Origin of the sequence: Bartonella sp. DGB1 (assembly GCF_041345015.1) — a bacterium.
Classification (GTDB): domain Bacteria; phylum Pseudomonadota; class Alphaproteobacteria; order Rhizobiales; family Rhizobiaceae; genus DGB1.
Map to the genome: position 1 here is coordinate 850245 of NZ_CP166769.1, position 18649 is coordinate 868893.

The 18649-nt window shown below is 29.8% G+C and carries 14 protein-coding genes; 5 read left to right on the forward strand and 9 right to left on the reverse strand.

The window, feature by feature from the left end:
* Positions 1 to 5: 5 nt before the first annotated feature.
* On the reverse strand, positions 6 to 164 hold the full coding sequence (locus AB6T46_RS04285) for a hypothetical protein (protein WP_370930923.1): 159 nt from the start codon (positions 162 to 164) through the stop codon (positions 6 to 8).
* A 133-nt stretch (positions 165 to 297) separates the two neighbouring features.
* On the opposite strand from AB6T46_RS04285, the gene topA reads away from it, so the two are divergent.
* The 4 genes from topA to AB6T46_RS04305 all read left to right on the forward strand — a co-directional run bounded on the left by topA (position 298) and on the right by AB6T46_RS04305 (position 6061).
* Entirely contained in the window at positions 298 to 2877 is a 2580-nt protein-coding gene (topA, locus tag AB6T46_RS04290) for a type I DNA topoisomerase (protein ID WP_370930924.1), read from the forward strand.
* Positions 2878 to 2895: 18 nt separating this feature from the next.
* Positions 2896 to 5145 (forward strand): ribonuclease R, encoded by a 2250-nt coding sequence (rnr, locus tag AB6T46_RS04295; RefSeq protein WP_370930925.1) that lies wholly within the window; start codon positions 2896 to 2898, stop codon positions 5143 to 5145.
* A 103-nt stretch (positions 5146 to 5248) separates the two neighbouring features.
* Entirely contained in the window at positions 5249 to 5416 is a 168-nt protein-coding gene (gene rpmG, locus AB6T46_RS04300) for a 50S ribosomal protein L33 (RefSeq protein WP_370930926.1), read from the forward strand.
* A gap of 33 nt (positions 5417 to 5449) precedes the next feature.
* Entirely contained in the window at positions 5450 to 6061 is a 612-nt protein-coding gene (locus AB6T46_RS04305) for a thermonuclease family protein (RefSeq protein ID WP_370930927.1), read from the forward strand.
* Positions 6062 to 6146: 85 nt separating this feature from the next.
* Here the strand turns inward: AB6T46_RS04305 and AB6T46_RS04310 are convergent, their stop codons facing one another.
* Both AB6T46_RS04310 and dusA read right to left on the reverse strand, forming a co-directional pair.
* The gene (locus AB6T46_RS04310) at positions 6147 to 7145 is read right to left on the reverse strand and encodes a nicotinate-nucleotide--dimethylbenzimidazole phosphoribosyltransferase (RefSeq protein WP_370930928.1); all 999 of its coding nucleotides are present in this window, start codon (positions 7143 to 7145) and stop codon (positions 6147 to 6149) included.
* A 15-nt stretch (positions 7146 to 7160) separates the two neighbouring features.
* A complete protein-coding gene (gene dusA, locus AB6T46_RS04315) occupies positions 7161 to 8201 on the reverse strand; it encodes a tRNA dihydrouridine(20/20a) synthase DusA (RefSeq protein ID WP_370930929.1) in 1041 nt (346 codons plus the stop codon).
* 188 nt (positions 8202 to 8389) lie between these two features.
* Between dusA and AB6T46_RS04320 the strand changes: the two genes are divergently transcribed.
* A complete protein-coding gene (locus tag AB6T46_RS04320; RefSeq protein WP_370930930.1) occupies positions 8390 to 9736 on the forward strand; it encodes a DEAD/DEAH box helicase in 1347 nt (448 codons plus the stop codon).
* Positions 9737 to 9980: 244 nt separating this feature from the next.
* Here AB6T46_RS04320 and gltX read toward each other — a convergent pair whose 3' ends face one another.
* Genes gltX through AB6T46_RS04350 form a run of 6 tightly spaced genes read right to left on the reverse strand, consistent with a single transcriptional unit; the run spans position 9981 to position 18623 of the window.
* The gene (gltX, locus tag AB6T46_RS04325) at positions 9981 to 11366 is read right to left on the reverse strand and encodes a glutamate--tRNA ligase (RefSeq protein WP_370930931.1); all 1386 of its coding nucleotides are present in this window, start codon (positions 11364 to 11366) and stop codon (positions 9981 to 9983) included.
* Positions 11367 to 11387: 21 nt separating this feature from the next.
* Complete coding sequence (locus AB6T46_RS04330; protein ID WP_370930932.1) at positions 11388 to 13028, reverse strand: NAD+ synthase; 1641 nt, start codon at positions 13026 to 13028, stop codon at positions 11388 to 11390.
* Between the two features lie 11 nt (positions 13029 to 13039).
* Positions 13040 to 14251: a 3-deoxy-7-phosphoheptulonate synthase gene (locus tag AB6T46_RS04335; protein WP_370930933.1), complete on the reverse strand. Its 1212-nt coding sequence runs from the start codon at positions 14249 to 14251 to the stop codon at positions 13040 to 13042.
* 15 nt (positions 14252 to 14266) lie between these two features.
* Positions 14267 to 15661: a glutathione-disulfide reductase gene (gene gor / locus AB6T46_RS04340; protein ID WP_370932047.1), complete on the reverse strand. Its 1395-nt coding sequence runs from the start codon at positions 15659 to 15661 to the stop codon at positions 14267 to 14269.
* Positions 15662 to 15665: 4 nt separating this feature from the next.
* On the reverse strand, positions 15666 to 16376 hold the full coding sequence (rpiA, locus tag AB6T46_RS04345) for a ribose-5-phosphate isomerase RpiA (RefSeq protein ID WP_370930934.1): 711 nt from the start codon (positions 16374 to 16376) through the stop codon (positions 15666 to 15668).
* A 57-nt stretch (positions 16377 to 16433) separates the two neighbouring features.
* Entirely contained in the window at positions 16434 to 18623 is a 2190-nt protein-coding gene (locus AB6T46_RS04350; RefSeq protein ID WP_370930935.1) for a ComEC/Rec2 family competence protein, read from the reverse strand.
* Between the last annotated feature and the right edge of the window lie 26 nt (positions 18624 to 18649).

The following is an 18649-nucleotide window of genomic DNA, read 5'->3' on the forward strand; positions in this document are numbered from 1 at the left end:
AATTCTCAACTACATTCTGTATACACGATATTTTTACCTATCTCAACAGCAATATTCAGGGCATGATAAATGTCAAAAAACCCTTCCTCTTTAGCCATGACACTTAATTGATGAGTCATATCAATGATATATTGCAACTTATCGTTGTTTATATTTTTTTGCATCTTTCGCCTCGAATTTAACGTTTATTAGTAAATATATTATATATTTAGGTTAAAAGTCTAAAAAGTCTATATTATTTTATATTAAATAATATATATAGAATAAATAGTAGATAGTGATATAAAGGAATAAATTATGAAACTTGTAGTTGTTGAATCTCCCGCGAAGGCAAAGACAATACATAAATATTTAGGAAATGACTATAAAGTATTAGCTTCCTTTGGTCATATACGTGATTTACCCTCAAAAAATGGATCGGTACTCCCCGAAGATAATTTTAGCATGATATGGGAAATTGATTCTAGTTCTAAAACAAGAATTACAGAAATTAAAAATGCTTTAAAAGACGCTGATACACTTATTTTAGCAACTGACCCTGATCGCGAAGGTGAGGCTATCTCTTGGCACATAATTGAAGTGTTAAGCGACAAAAAATTGTTAAAAGGCAAGAAAATTCAACGCGTAGTATTTAATGCTATTACTAAACAATCTATTCAACAGGCTATAGCTAATCCTAGAGATATCGACCAAAATTTAGTTGACGCTTATTTAGCTCGTCGAGCATTAGACTATTTAGTAGGCTTTAATCTATCTCCTATATTATGGAGGAAACTACCAGGAGCAAGATCTGCTGGTAGAGTACAATCCGTAGCGCTAAGATTAGTACATGATAGAGAAACTGAAATAGAAAATTTTAAATCTGAAGAATATTGGGATATACAAGCTGAATTACAAACAAATGAAAAAGAAAATTTTTTAGCTCGTCTAGTTGAATTCAACCAACAAAAAATTGAAAAATTAACTATTCAAAATCAATCTCAAGCAGAATCATTAAAAAACTTCTTAATGAATGCTGATTATAAAGTTGTTGATATAGAAGCAAAACCAATCCAGAGACACCCTGCTCCACCTTTTACTACATCTACTTTACAACAAGCAGCTTCTTCTAAATTTGGCTTTTCTCCTTCAAAAACAATGACTATTGCCCAAAAATTATACGAAGGAATTGATATAGGTGGTGAAACAACCGGTCTTATTACTTATATGCGTACTGATGGCATACAAATAACCCCTGAAATTTTACCAACTATAAGAGATACAATTAATAAATGTTTCGGTTCAGCATATGTACCTGAAAAACCACGTTTTTACGCTAATAAAGCGAAAAACACACAAGAAGCACATGAAGCTATACGACCGACTGATATCAACCAATTACCTAAGGATATTAAGTCATACTTAGATAATGATCAAGCCAAATTATATGAGTTAATTTGGCAACGAACTATCGCGAGTCAAATGAATTCAGCTATAATTGATCGTACTACTATCCAGATTTCTGCTATCGCTGAAAATAAAGAAGCAAAATTGCGTTCAGTAGGTTCTGTGCAAAAGTTTGATGGGTTTCTCTCCGTTTATAGTGATATTAAAACCAGTAATGATAATGAAGAAGAAAGTAAAAAACTACCACTATTAAAAAAAGATCAATTACTAGCCCTACAAGATATTCTAACACAACAACATCATACAGAACCGCCACCACGCTATTCAGAAGCTAGCTTAATAAAAAAACTAGAAGAAATAGGATTAGGGCGACCCTCAACTTATGCTACTATTTTAGCTACCTTACGTGACCGCAATTATGTTACAATAGAAAATAAGAGACTGATTCCTCAAGCACAAGGTAGATTGGTAACAATTTTTCTAGCTAATTTTTTCTCACGTTATGTAGAATATGATTTTACCGCCAGCTTAGAAGAAAAATTAGATTTAATTTCAGACGGTAAGTATAAATGGAAAGAATTATTAAATGATTTTTGGCAAGATTTCTCTGAAGCAATAGATAAAACACAAAAATTACGCATTACTAATGTATTGGATATTTTAAATGAAAAACTAAGTACCTTAATTTTTACACCTACAGAAGATAATCCTGACGGTAGGAAATGCCCTAAATGCGCTAATGGACAACTATCATTAAAAACAAGTAAATTTGGTGCATTTATTGGCTGCTCAAATTATCCTGACTGTAATTATACTAAAAAATTTCTAGGTGATAATGATGCAAATAACAATGAGGCAACTGAAGATAAAAGCTTAGGTAATGATCCAATATCAGGAGAAGAAATAACGTTACGTAATGGTCGCTTTGGACCTTATGTACAATTAGGAGAAGGAAAAACAGCTAAAAAAACTTCAATCCCGCTAATCTGGCAAAATCAAGAGTTGTCATTAGAACGCGCCTTAAATTTATTATCATTACCAAAAACTATTGGTATTCATCCAGAAACTGGTAAAGAAATTATTGCTAATTTCGGACGTTTTGGACCATATATTTTACATGACGGTAAATATACTAAATTAAATGATATAGAAGATATATTTAAAAGTGACCTTGAGCAAATATTATCTTTAATGGCACAACCTCCAGAAGCTAATAAAACAACCTCGAGAGCTAAATCTGAACCATTAAAACAACTAGGCTCGCATCCCGATGGTGGTGAAATTAATGTTCTTTCTGGTCGTTTTGGACCTTATATAAAATGGGGTAAGTTAAATGTAACAATTCCTAAAACTATTGAGATAGCAGATATATCTTTTGAAGAAGCTATAGAATTAATTAAAAACAAACAAGCTAAGCTTGGTAACGACAAAAAGAAACCAGTTAAGAAAACCACAGCAAAAGCTAAAACTACTAGAAAAACCAAGAAATAAAGAATTAGGATAATTAAAATGACTAAAAAAAAATTAAAACCACTTAGTCTGATGTCCTCATTACCAAAGAGCAAAGAAATTTTGCAATATTTACGTCAATATCCGCAAAAAAATAAATTAAAAGATATTTGTAAAGCTTTTAATATAAATGCGGAACAATTAAAATTATTTAAAAAGCAATTAATTAGATTGGTACAAGAAAAAAAATTAAAGAAAAATGCTAAAGCTTATATGCTTTATACACATGAAATATCTACAGCTGTAGTTAACATCATTAGTCGTAATAAAGATGGAGAATTAATTGCTGAAATGAGAAAAGGTAGTAAAGTTATTGATAATATAATTATTAATAACTTTACTGCAACGAAAAAAATCGTCGCGGGGGTTGGAGATCAAATAATAGCAGAAATATATGCTTCTTATGATGATAATGAAAATAAACAATTTTATGCTCGTATAAAAAAATTATTACCAAAAACTAATAATAAATTTTTAGGAGTTACAGATTGGAATGGTAAAGACTGGTATGTTTATCCAATTGATAGAAAAAACCCTACCTCGATTCTTCTCTTAACAGAGCAACAAAAATCAAGTATTTTCAATGGTTGCTTAATAGAAATAACGTTACAAGGACAAAAAAAATATGGTTTTCCTTTAGCTAAGTTAGAGAAAATTTTGGGGGATGCTAATAATGAAAAACAAATAAGTTATATGGCAATTCATAGTCATGAATTACCTTATATATTCTCTGACCGTGCATTAGAGGAAACCAGTAAATTAACCTTACCTAAATTTCCTAATAAAGATTATTTAGATTGGCGTGATAAATTTTTTGTTACTATTGACCCTAGCGATGCTAAAGACCATGATGACGCTGTATTAGTTTATCCTGACACTGATAAAGATAATATTGGTGGTTATAATATATCAGTAGCTATAGCGGATGTATCAGCATTCATAAAACCTAACTCAGAGATTGATAAAGAAGCATTCGAACGTGGTAATTCAGTTTATTTTCCTGATAATGTAGTTCCTATGTTACCAGAAAAATTATCTAACAATCTATGTTCATTAAAAGAAAATGAAGATAGACCAGCTTTATGTGTTACGATGAAATTCAATCGTAATGGCAATAAAATATCATATAAATTTCAACGAATTTTTATGCGTTCTCATGCTAAACTTACTTATCAAGAAGCTCAAAGATTTTTTGATAATCCATCTCTAGAAAAAGATAATAACTTAGCAATTGCTTTAAATAATTTATGGAAGTCATATAAATTAATTAGTAAAGCTAGAGACAAAAGAGCACCCTTAGATTTAGATTTACCAGAACGTAAAATTATATTAGATGAATTTGGTCATATAACCAAAGTTTTTATTCCAGATAGATTAGAAGCACATAAATTAATAGAAGAATTTATGATACAAGCTAATATTTCTGCCGCAGAATTATTACAGACCAAAGAACAAAAACTTTTATATCGTATACACGATAAACCAAGCGATACTAAAACTGAAAATTTAAAAATATTTTTAAAAAACTTTAATCTAAAATTCGATAATGAAGAAAATATTGATACTCAACAATTTAATAAATTATTAAAATCTCCATTAGCTACTGAACAAAAACATTTAATGAATCAGGTAATTTTACGGTCACAAAGTCAGGCTAAATATTCAACTAAGAATATTGGTCATTTTGGTCTTAATTTAGCTAATTATACTCATTTTACATCCCCTATCCGACGCTATAGTGATCTTATTATCCATCGTGCTATTATTAAAACACTAGAATTAGGTAAATATCCATTAGAAGAGCTACAAGAAAAATCATTAACGGAAATATCTGATAGTCTTTCATATAAGGAAAGACGTGCTATATTAGCTGAAAGAGAAACAATTGATAGATTAGTGGCCTGTTATTTATCTGATAAAGCTAATTGTCATTTTCATGCCTATATCAGTGGTATTACTTCTTCTGGAATATTTGTAACTTTAGATGAGTTAGGAGCAGATGGATTTATTCCTCTATCGAGTCTTAAAAATGATTATTATTTTTATGATGAGCAACATCATTGCTTAATTGGAGAAAAAAAGCGACAAGGATATCAGTTAGGTGACAGTGTAGAAGTTGTATTAAAAGAAATACAAAAAATATCTGGTTCATTATTATTACATTTAATTACCAAACCAAGGAAATTTGATTTTGCTATTCAGCTTAGATATCCTAAGATTAAACACAAAAACTATAAAAAAAGATATTAAAATATATTTTACACTTGACATTTTTTATAAATTTCGTCATTTTAACCATTATTTTCGAGATAAAAACTCTATATTAACATATTCTTTAATTGGATAAAATATCATGGCTAAGGCAAATACCATTAAAATTAAGCTTTTATCTACAGCAGACACTGGGTACTTTTATGTTACCACAAAAAATAGTCGCGTAATGACAGATAAAATGACAAAACGTAAGTATGATCCAATCGTACGCAAACATGTAGAATTTAAAGAAACAAAAATTAAATAAATAATTCTTCGGTAACTTTATAGGGCGTATTATATGCCCTATTTTATTATCTTGTATGATGTTTTTATGTTACCATATAGATTTAAAGCTAATAAATATAGATTCTTACATTTTTTCAAATATCGTATATTAATTTTAGCAATTTTATTACTCAGCATTAGCATAAGTTGGTTTGAAGATCGGTTACACCCTTACTTACCTGCTAGATTCGCAACTATTCAAGGTTATGCAAAAATAACTGACGGCGATGGGCTAAATATAGCTGGACAAGAAATAAGATTATGGGGCATAGATGCACCTGAAGCATTACAAAAATGCTATAAATCCAAAAAATTAACTAAACCAGCCGCTTGTGGAATTATAGCTATCAATACCCTTAAAAACCTAATTAATAAAAAACCAGTAAGATGCTTTGCTAAAAAAGACAATAAAAATAATATTTATGATAAATATAATAGGCTATTAGCTGTATGTTACGTTGATAGTACGAACATTAATAAAAGAATGGTTGAATTAGGTTGGGCTGTTAGTTATGGCGCCTACGAAAATAGTGAGAAATTAGCTAGAGAAAAACAACTAGGTCTTTGGAAATATGGATATTTTATTGAACCTAAAAAATGGCGCATGAAAAATAGACATCAATAATAATTAATGTCTATTAAAAATATCTGATAACATAAATAATATTACTATCTAACAAAATATAACTGATAACATAAAATACGATTAGCTAACTATTGTCTAGCTGATCATATTCACTATTATGAAAAATCAAAGCTGCATCTTTTACTATATTAGCGGCTAATGCTGCGGACATACCTTCTTCACTAGTTATATTTAAATTCAATAAAGGTTTTTTATTTAATTTCTCTGCTAATTTATTGGCTATTTTCTCATTAGGTAAAGAAGCTATTAAACAATGATCTAAAGCTTTACTATCGTAGCTATGTAATATAGCCGCGGCTACTACCGCTGTAAAATTATCTAAAATTACGGGTATTTTATTCATCCTGGCCGCTAATATTGCTCCTGTCATTGCAGCAAATTCTCTACCACCAAAATATTTTAAAATTTCAAAAGAATCAGTAAGATATTGTTTATGTAAATTAACTGCCTGTTCAATTAATTCTGCTTTATATGATAAAATTTCTTTTGTGTCTTGCTGTGTCATAACTAGCCAATCTTCTGCCTTTCCACCATATAAAGCAAAAGCTATAGTTGAAGCGATAAAATTATTCTCCCATCCTAGGCTAGATAAACATAATAGGTCAACATTATCTGCTGTAACCTCCATTCCAAAGGCCATAGTAGCGGCACAATTTTTTTCTGTCATAGATTCTTGCATTAAAAAATCATCTGCTGGATATTTTAAAGCTAAATCAAATATCTTTAAACTTAAATTATGAGATACACATATTTGGTTAGTCGCTGTTGAACCTTTAATATATAATTTAACTAAACTCTCTGTAAAATTATTATTTTTTCCAGCTAAATTATTCTCAATAACTGCATGTTTACCAGCAAAAATAGCTAACAAAGGTTTAGTGATTAAGGGTCTTTCTTTAGCTTTCCAACCAGATAAAAATATAGCTATTTCTCCTAATTTGCCCCATTTACCTGATGAATTTGCTTCTAGATCTTGTACTCTAGCAGTTGCTTTATTAATAAATTTTGTCTCTGCTTCAGTTAATTGGTTTAATAATTCTCTGAAAGAATTTAAAGGTTTCATCAATATTATCCTATATTATTCTATATTATTTTTACTAAAATCTATTTGTTCAAAAGCCATTTTAATAAGATCTGCTTGCACTCCTTCTTTTCTTGCATCGTTTGATAAGATACGTCGCCAATTTTTAGCTCCTTCATATCCATTAAAAAGGTCTAACATATGCATTGAGATATGTGATAATTTACCGCCATTTTTAATATGTCTATCTGCATAATCTACCATTATATCTATAACTTCAGCATAATTAACAGTTTTACTGTTTCTATTATAGATTGAATTATCCATTTTTGTTAATAAACGTGGATATTTATAGGCTTTACGTCCTATCATGACCGCATCAACATTGTTAAGATGTTCTGTTATTTGTTCTACTGTCTCTATCCCGCCATTAATTCCAACAAATAAATTTGGATGACGTAATTTAAAATTATAAACTACATCATACTCTAATGAAGGTACCTCTCTATTTTCTTTAGGGGATAATCCATTTAACCATGCTTTTCTTGCATGGATCCATAAAGCATCTACACCATTATCCACCATAATATCACCAATGGTATTTAATAGATCAGGGATAGGATGTTGATCAATACCTATTCTACATTTAACCGTTATAGGTATATTAACAGCTTTTTTTAACGCCGCTACCAAATTACCAACATGAATTGGTTGTTGCATTAAAGAAGCTCCAAATTGTCCTGCTTGCACTTTTTCTGATGGACAACCTAAATTAATATTTATTTCATTATATCCATAATCAGCAACAATTTTTGCTGCTTCAGTTAATTTAGTTATATCAGATCCGCCTAATTGGACCGCTAAAGGCTTTTCAATACTAGAAAAAGCTAATAATCTATCTCTAGGACCATGAATTATAGCATCAGCTACTATCATTTCGGTAAATAATAGAGTATAAGAGGTTAGTTGACGGTGAAAAAATCTACAATGACGGTCTGTCCAATCTAACATTGGTGCTACCGCAACTTTTGGTAAATAAGGATTTTGCTTAGATAAATTATAGTTAAAATTATTAACTAAATTGTTTAAATAGATCATATTAATAATCCGTTAACTTAAAGGGTTAAAGATATTGTTAGTTTACGACCATAGCAAAAACTAATATAAATTAAAAATGTTATTTTACTTTATTACAATGGATAGTACAAATTTTATATAATTGTTGACATATAGTTAATAGTAAAGTACAAACTGAAAAACATTTATTAATAAAAGGATTATTTTTTTTGAAAAGCTTTGCTGATCTTAAATTATCACCTAAAATTTTAACAGCCATAACAAACGCTTCCTACGAGGTTCCTACACCTATTCAAGAGGAATCTATACCGTATATTTTACAACGTATGGATATCTTAGGTATAGCTCAAACGGGTACAGGTAAAACAGCTTCTTTTGTATTGCCAATTTTAAATTTTTTAGAACAAAAAAAATCAAGGGCAAGATTACCAAGATTTTTAATCTTAGAACCTACCAGAGAGTTAGCAACACAAGTCGCTGAAAGTTTTCAACAATTTATTGTCTCGCCTGCACCAAAGATTTCTCTATTAATTGGCGGCGTTTCCTTTGGTCAACAAGAAAAAATTCTAGATAAAGGTGTAGATATTATTATTGCTACCCCTGGAAGATTATTAGACCATTTTAAAAAAGGTAAATTATTATTAACAGGATTAGAATTGTGGGTAATTGATGAAGCGGATCGAATGCTAGATATGGGATTTATGCCTGATATTGAAGAATTATCAGATATTATTCCACCTAGAAGACAAACCCTGCTATTTTCAGCAACAATGCCTGATGAGATACAAAAATTAACCAATAAATTTTTATTAGATCCTAAAATTATAGAAGTAGCTCCTATATCCTCTACCGCAAAAACAATTGAACAATGGTTAGTCCAATCCGAAGAAAAAGATTGGCATAAGAGGAAGATCTTACGTAATATTTTAGAATTAGAAAAAGAGCAAATACAAAATGCTGTAATCTTTTGCAACCGAAAAAAGGATGTAATAACCTTATTTCGTTCCATGAGTAAACACGGTTACGATGCTGGAACATTACATGGTGATATGGAACAATCTGATCGCTCAACCATTTTGAAAAATTTCCGCGAGGGTCGCCTAAAATATTTAATTGCATCAGATATCGCTGCAAGAGGTTTAGACGTACCTGAAGTAAGTCACGTATTTAATTTTGATGTACCTTTACAAGCCGAAGATTATGTTCATCGTATTGGCAGAACAGGTAGAGCTGGAAGAGCTGGAAAAGCTTTTACTATAGTTACTAAGTCTGATGAAAAATATCTAAAAAATATAGAAACAATTATCGAAGAAAAAATAAATTGGTTACAATTAAACAATGATATCTCAGATATTAAGACACAAACAATAAAACCAACAGAAACGACTGAAGCTATTGAAAAAACAAATAAAAAAAAGCGCAAGAAAGTAGCAGCGATTAATCCTTCTGACACTAAAAAAACAACTAATAACCAGAATAAAATTGAAAAAAATAAATCTGAAAATATAATATTAGGTTTTGGTGATAATATACCAGCTTTTATGCTGATTGAATAAATAATAATAAAGCAATAAAATCAATTATTCATTAGTTCGTTGACTTTGTAAAAAGTTATTAATTATAAACCTTAGCTAAGTTATAACAGTTTAAATATAAATAAACTTAGCTAATGAGCAGAATAAATTACTTATTGATTATATTATTCAAGCTATTCTTAACTCCTAATAGCTATTAATTATAAATATTAGCTAAGTTACAACAATTTAAATATGAATAAACTTAGCTAATAACCAAAATAAATTACTTATTAATTATATTATTCAATCTATTTTTTGCTTCCTGATAACCTATCAACTGCAGAATACTAGCTAAATCTGGACCATGCTCCTGACCGGTTAAAGTTAACCGCAAAGGCATAAATAAATTTTTACCCTTACGACCGGTTACTTGCTTAAGTTTATCACACCAATTAAACCACGTTTGATTATCCCATTGACCTGTAGGTAAATATTCTAAAGCTATTTTTATATAATTTTTATCATCATCACTTAATGCCACATTTATATCAAAGTTAGCTTGTAACATCTCCCACCAAATTTTAGCCTCGTTAACAAATGTTAAATTAGATTTAAAATTATCCCAAAATAATTTAGCCTTTTCACCTTCAATATTCAAGGCAGCTAGTCTATCTTTTACTTGCTCAAACTCATAACGATGAACTAATTGACGATTTAAATTAGGTAAATCATTTTCACTAAATTGAGCAGTAGAACGTGAAGTATCTTGTGATGATATAACTTCACTTAATGACTTCATATCATCATAAGCGACTACATTTTTAGAACTTCCAATTAATACAGCTAAAGATGCTACAGCCATCGGTTCAAATCCTGCATTTCTTAAATTACGAATAGCTAGATCTCCTTTTCTTTTAGATAAACCAGCACCACTATCCGTAGTTAGTAAGTTAAAGTGACCAAATGCAGGTGCTTTAGCGCCTAAAGCATTAAAAATAGGAATTTGTGCACCAGTGTTAGTTATATGATCATCTCCTCTGATAATATGAGTTATCTCCATATCAATATCATCAACAACTGATGGTAAAGTATATAAATAACTTCCATCGGCTCTTACTAAAACTGGATCAGATATAGAGCCCATATCTACTATCTGTTTTCCTCTAACTACATCATCCCACTCTATTAATGTTCTACGTACATCAAAAGGACTTTTATCAAAATTTGGTAGTAAAAAACGCCAATGCGGTTTACGACCTTCACTCTCATAATCTCTTTTTTCTTGTTCAGTTAACTTCAACGCATCTCTACCATATATAGGTGGTAACTTACGCGCTAAACGTAATTTTCGTTTTCGTTCTAGTTCTTCAGATGTTTCATAACAAGGATACAATAAACCCTTTTGTTTTAACTGTTCAACCGCATCATCATATAATTTTGTACGTTTAGATTGAAAATAAAAATTTGAAACTTCTATCTGCAACCAGTCAAGATCTTCCTTTATAGCAGTTATATATTCTTCTTTTGAACGGCTACTATCAGTATCATCAAAACGCAGAATAAAATTACCATTATTTTTTAAAACATATAGCCAATTAAACAAGGCTGCACGTGCGTTACCAATATGAATATACCCAGTTGGTGAGGGTGCAAAACGAACTTTAATCATTATTTTACTCTACTTTATTTGTTACCTAAATTTATCTCGATAAGAATTTGTTATAGGATATTGTCTATCAATACCTAAAGAGCGTTCTGTTAATTTAGTACCTATTGCGGCCTGACTTCTTTTATATTCTGATAAGTATAATAAATTTTCTATCTTAGCAACAATAGTTTCATTATAACCATCTGATATTATTTGTTTTAAACTTTTTTCTTCCTCTATTAACTTATATAAAATTTTATCTAATATATCATAAGGTGGTAAACTATCAGTATCTTTTTGATTATCTCGTAATTCTGCAGATGGTTCTTTAGTTAGAATATTTTCAGCTATTACCTTACCTTTAATACCTAATAAACCATCTATATAATTAGCATTTCTCCACCTAGCTAATTTATAAACTTCAGTTTTATATAGATCTTTGATAGGATTATATGCTCCATTCATATCTCCATAAAGGGTAGCATAACCTACGGCTAATTCTGATTTATTTCCTGTCGTTATTAATAAACTATTAAATTTATTAGCTAAAGCCATCAAAAAGACGCCTCTTATTCTACTTTGAATATTTTCCTCTGTAGTATCTGATTGATAACCAGCAAATAAAGATGACAAACTAGTTAAACTAGCTTCTACAGCTTGATTAATTGGAATAACATGATAATCTACGCCCAACAATTTAGCAGATATTTCTGCATCTATTAATGAGTCATCAGAAGTATATTTATATGGTAACATATAACAAGAAACATTTTCAGCCCCAATAGCATCTACAGCCATTACCGTAGATAAAGCAGAATCTATACCGCCAGATAAACCTACAATTACTTTCTTAAAATTATTTTTAAGGATATAATCTCTTAGCCCTAAAACACAAGCTTGATAATTTGCTTCTTCCTGATTTAATATTAAATTTTCATAATTTATCTTATTATTAATATCCAAATCATAACAAGCAGTATCTTCCTTAAATTGTGCTAATTGGAGGATACAATCTCCTGTTGCATTATATACGAAAGATCCTCCATCAAAAATTAATCCATCTTGCGCACCAATTTGATTAACATACACTAATGGTACAGAAATTTTTGTAGTAATATTTCTAACTAAATTATGACGTAATTTCATCTTATTAACAGTATAAGGCGAAGCATTCATAACTAATAATAATTCTACACCTTGCATTTTTAAATGAGATATTAAATCAGAATTTTGCCAAATATCTTCGCATATAGGCATAGCTATTTTTTTATCTCTAAAATTAATAACCCTGGGTAATTCAGCCGTGGAAAAAATTCTTTTCTCAGAAAATTCTTTATAATTAGGAAGATGATATTTATAACTTTTTGCAATAATCTCACCTTTATCTAATAATAAAGCCGCATTATAAATATTATTACTATCAACTATAGGAGAACCAACTAAAATAGCTGTATCACTATCTTTAGTAGCTTGCGTTAATTCCATGATAGCTAATTCACATTCCTGCAAAAAAGATTGTAATTTTACTAAATCCTGTGGACTATATCCACAAATAAATAATTCACTAAAAACGATAATATCAGCCTTAACTGCTTTCGCCTTACTATAATAATTTAAAGCTAACTTTAAATTATTAGCTATATCACCTACTGTTGGATTTAATTGCGCTAAGAAAATTTTCAAAATATTTTTCCTTATTTATTATTAGCTATTTTATCAGCTACAAAAGTAGCTAACTCTAATGATTGTTGTCGATTTAATCGAGGATCGCAATTGGTTAAATAACGTTCTGATAGCTGATCTTCAGTAATCTGATGCTTATAACCACCTAAACATTCACTCACCATTTTTTCAGTTATTTCTAAATGTATACCTCCAGGATGACTAGCCATTCTCTTATGAATCTCAAAAAAAGATGCTGTTTCTGATAATATATGTTCAAATTTACGCGTTTTATAATTGTTATATACTACATTATTACCATGCATAGGATCGCAAATCCAAGTGACATTATTTCCAAATGATTGTACAGCCTTAATTAAATTTGGTAAAACTGTTTCAATTTTATCATAGCCAAACCTAGTAATAAGAATTATTTTACCATCTTTATTATTAGGATTCAAAATATCCAATAACTTTAATAATTCTTCTGCGGTAATTTTATCATCACATTTAATACCTATAGGATTAACGATATTTTTACAAAATTCTACATGCGCATGATCAAGTTGACGCGTGCGATTCCCTATCCAGACCATATGAGCAGAGCTATTATAATAGTTACCATTAACATCGACTCTAGTTAATGCCTCTTCATAATTCAATAATAAAGCTTCATGACTAACGTAAAAATTTTGTTTATTCTTTTCCTTATTAACGAAATAATTCAATAATTTTAAAATATATTCTGCCTGATAATAGGCCTTAATTTGCCTACTAGGGTCGGGTTGCCGTTTAATAATATCCTCGGCTATATCGTTAATAATATCTCCTCTATAAGCTAGGATTCTTTTATTATCTTTATTTTCATATAGATTAGTTCTTGGCTTAGCAAATTGTCCTGCTATTCTACCTATATGTACAAAATTCTCATTACCGTCCCTAGATAAAATTTTTATCAATTGCTTAAAAAAATAATAAAAATTTTTCACAAAAGCATAATTATTGTCTGCAAATCGTTCAGCACATTCTCCAGCTTGCAAAATATAACCCTGCCCCCTTTGCACCTGAGTTATATCTTCAAGCAATTGTTCAATTTCATTTACAACTACTAAAGGGCGATATTTTTTTAAAGTCTCCTCCACTAATTCTAATTTTTTTTGATTATTATAAATTGGAATTTGTTGAGATTTCTTATACCGCCAAGAAGTTATATCTAATTTTTTATTATCTGTTATTTGCGTCATATTATGACCTGTTCGCTAACAACCGCCGATTTTTTGCCCCTCTACATAACAATAATTTGGCTGATACATAGTTACAAATTCTTCACTTATAGTTGGATGTACTGCCATAGTAGCATCAAATTGCTCTTTAGTTAATTTGCCTTTTAATGCAACCGATAATAATTGAATTATTTCGCCTGCATTTTCTCCTAGCATATGTGCTCCTACTATTAAACGACTATTAGAATCTACTACTAATTTCATAAAACATTTTGCATTTCTACCTGACAAACTATGTACCATAGGACGAAATGAAGTCTTATAAATTTCTACTGATAATAAAGAAGTGGCTGCCTCTGCTTCACTTAGTCCTACTTTTGCAATTTCTGGCTGAGAAAAAACCGCCGTTGCAATATATTCATAATCCGGGCTAGTAGGTTTATTATGGAAGACAGTTTGAATAAAACACATAGCTTCATGTATCGCAACAGGAGTAAGTTGGTAATGATTAGCTACATCACCTAACGCCCAAATATTATCTGCCGTAGTTTTCAAGTAATTATCTACACATATTAAACCTGACTGATTCAATATAACATCAGTATTTTCCAACCCTAAACCTTTTACATAAGGATGACGACCTAGAGCCAGAACTACAATATCTGTTTTTATCTCCTTACCATCAGACAAAATCACCTTATATTGAGAATCTATTTTATCAATTTTCGTAATTGTAACTCCAGTAGCAAATTTTATATTTTTTTCTTTCATCGCAGATTGTAAACCTTCACGTAAATCCATATCAAAAGATGATAATATATAATCTTTCCAATGCACTAAAGTGACGTTAACTCCTAAACCATGAAAAATATTAGCAAATTCTACCGCAGTATAGCCTCCGCCAGCAATTACTATAGACTTTGGTAATTCAGGTAAGTTAAATAATTCATTAGTTGTCAGTCCATGCTCCAATCCTTCAATAGGTAAATTAGTTAAAGGTGTAGAACCAGTTGCTATTAATATTTTATCAGCAGTAATTATTTTATTTGATTTTTGTAATTTAAGAGTATGATTATCTAAAAAAACGGCTTTATCTTCAAAAATCTCAACTTTTGCAGCTGACAAGCCTGACTGATAAATTTTTTCTAACCTTCTAATTTCTTTATCCTTAGCAGCAACTAATTTTTTCCAATCAAAACTTATTCCATTATACGCCCAACCAAATCCTTGTGAATCTTCAAACATTTCATGGTATCGAGAGGCATATACATATAATTTTTTAGGAACACAACCACGCACTACACAAGTACCACCAATTCGATATTCTTCTGCTAACGCTACTTTTTTTCCTAATTGACCAGCAAGACGAGCCGCCCTTACTCCTCCAGATCCTCCTCCTATTACAAATAAATCATAATCATATTCTCTCATTTTTCTACCTTTTATCTTTTGCTTCAATAATTTTAATATCGCCATTAGGTTGCGCTACTATTACTTTAGTTGCCATATCTATAAATAACCCATGTTGCACTACCCCTGGTATTTGTTCTAACTTTGCAGCTAAAATTTTTAGCTCTGATAACTTACTCCAATGTGCGTCTAATATATAATGTCCTTCATCTGTGATAAAAGGGATACTAGCTTGGTGTCTTAAAATAATATCACCTGTTAGAGAAAATTTTTCTGCTAATTGTTGTAGTGCTGTTTTAGTAGCTTTCCAACCAAATCTATTAACTTCTATAGGTAGAGGAAAATTACCAAGTTGATTAACCTTTTTACTTTCATCAATTATAACTACCATTTCTTTAGAAGCGAAAGCGGTAATCTTCTCTCGAAGTAATGCACCACCTCCACCTTTGATTAATTGTAAATTAGGATCAACTTCATCAGCTCCATCAATAGTAAGATCTAAAACTGGATGTTCCTCTAAAGTTGTTAGTGGTACGGTTAAACTTCTACATAAAGCGGCAGTTTGTTCTGAGGTTGCAACACCAACTATTTTTAAACCTTTTTGTATTTCTTTAGCGAGTAATTTCACAAAAAAATCTACTGTCGAACCAGTACCTATACCTAATTTCATATTATTTTTTACTAATGAAACTGCTGTTTGAGCGGCCTTTTCTTTTAATTCATTTTGAGATAACATTATATACCTATTCTGTAATTTATTATGGGTAACGCTGTAAATTTTAAATATTTAGCATCAATCAAAGCTAATAAATTTTTTATGTTTATTCCATGGTCGAGATATTGAACCATCTGTATATTTTACATCATAATTATTGCCATTAATATTTATAATTGCTGTACCCCACCTTGCTAAGTCATAGCTATTAATAACTAATGATGATTTATTATAACATCTATTATGATACCCTTTATAGTTTAATATTACAATATCTCCTAGCTCACAAGCAGCTTTTGCGCTACCATTATTCTCTGCAACGGTTATGATATCCCCATTTTTTAATACAGCAACACATAGACCTTTTTTGCACATGAATTGTCCATATTGTGCTAAATAATCCGTAGTTAAAGGAGGTAATAATTGATCTATTTTATAAAGTTGTATAAAATTTTTAATTCTTAATTTATTAGCTGAGTTATTTTTATTAATAGAGATAGCTCGCTTATCTAATATCATTACTAAATTATTTTTAATGATAATTATATGTGGTATTTTTTTAAAATAAAAACTAACCGCTGCTAATATAAAAAAGACAATAGAAACTACCGCTAACTTAGTTCTAAAACCACACAAACATAATAAGCCTAAAGTTGAAAAGATTAAAGTTGATACGGGCATATAGCCAAAGCTATTTTTATAACTCCAACTAGATACCCAATTAGCGACCATGATAACATATTCAATTCCCCACCCCATTAATTTAAAAATATAATAATCCATTCCAAATGGAACTAACAAACTAGCTATTAACGCCGAAGGCATAATTATTAATGTAATAATAGGAAAAACTAAAATATTACTTACCACGCCCCAAATTGCAATATTATCAAAATGATATAAAGAATAAATACCACTCGCAAAACCTATAACAAAAGAAGTTATAGCAATAGCTAATATTGGTATAAGAATATAATTCCACAATATCCTATAGAATTTAGCTATTCTTTTAGTAGCATATAATTTACTTAAATCTATCCAATTAATAGATGCCAATAAAATCAATGTAGCTCCAAAAGATAATTGAAAACCAGCATTTAATATTTCATGAGGTGAGAATATTAAAATAACCAATGCTGCGATAGATAAATTTCTTATTGTCAATGCCTGTCTGCCACATAACATAGCTAATAAAATAACGCATACCATTAAAAAGCTTCTAAAGGCTGCAACTGAAATCCCAGATAATAATAAATATAAAAATGCTACCATCAAAGCAGGAATAGCTACCATTTTTCTTATAGAATAATGCGAGGTAAATACTGGAAATAAAGCAAAAATATACCTGAAAAGCACTAAAATAAGTCCAACAACTAAAGACATATGCAACCCAGATATAGCAAGTATATGAGCTAATCCTGATCGCCTTAAATTATAATTAGTTTCTTCAGATATACCTCCTCTTTTACCGGTTATTAATGCAGCCGCGATTGCGCCTTTCTCTCCAGGTAAGACTTCATATATACGATGCGATAAATTAAATCTAACTTGTTCTACATATTGCATAAATTTATTGCTTAATGTTAAGTTATCTTTATGTTTTATCAATATTGGTTTATTTAAAAAAACACCTTGCGCACCGATAGAGTTAAAATATTGAGAAAAACTAAAATTAAAACCGGATAATCGTTCAGCACCATTAAAAGGACTGAGTCTTATTTTACCCGATAATTTATCTCCTATTTGTAAATCTCTAATTAGTTCATTCAGCTTAACTTGTATTTTCTGTGGTACATATGATAATTTAGGTTGTGAAGTATCTTGCGTTGCTAAAATTAATCTATAATTATTATTTTTAACTAAATTAATTTGCTCTACCTTAGCAATTATGTGAGTTGTTATTGCTGAAGGTATCATATTAGTATTTAAACGTATTGTTTCTAATTTTGCACAGGTCATACCCAATATAATAAAAAATATATAACTTACTAATATAAGAAGAAATTTATTTTTATTAATAAAAACCATCAAAGTTCCTATTAACAAATTTAATAAGATTAAACTAGTTAATTGCAATTCCAGATCTATGTGATAGTATAATAAGATACCTATAGCGAAAAATACGGGTATCCAATTAAAATATGTACCGTAAGAATATTCTAGAATAAAAAGATTTTTTATCGTATTGATAAAATTTAATATCTTAGCAACTATATTTATCTTATCTTCCACATATTTTATTTTATTAAGAGGATCTGGTGCTTGCATTTTAATAAAATTTCCTCTTATGATAC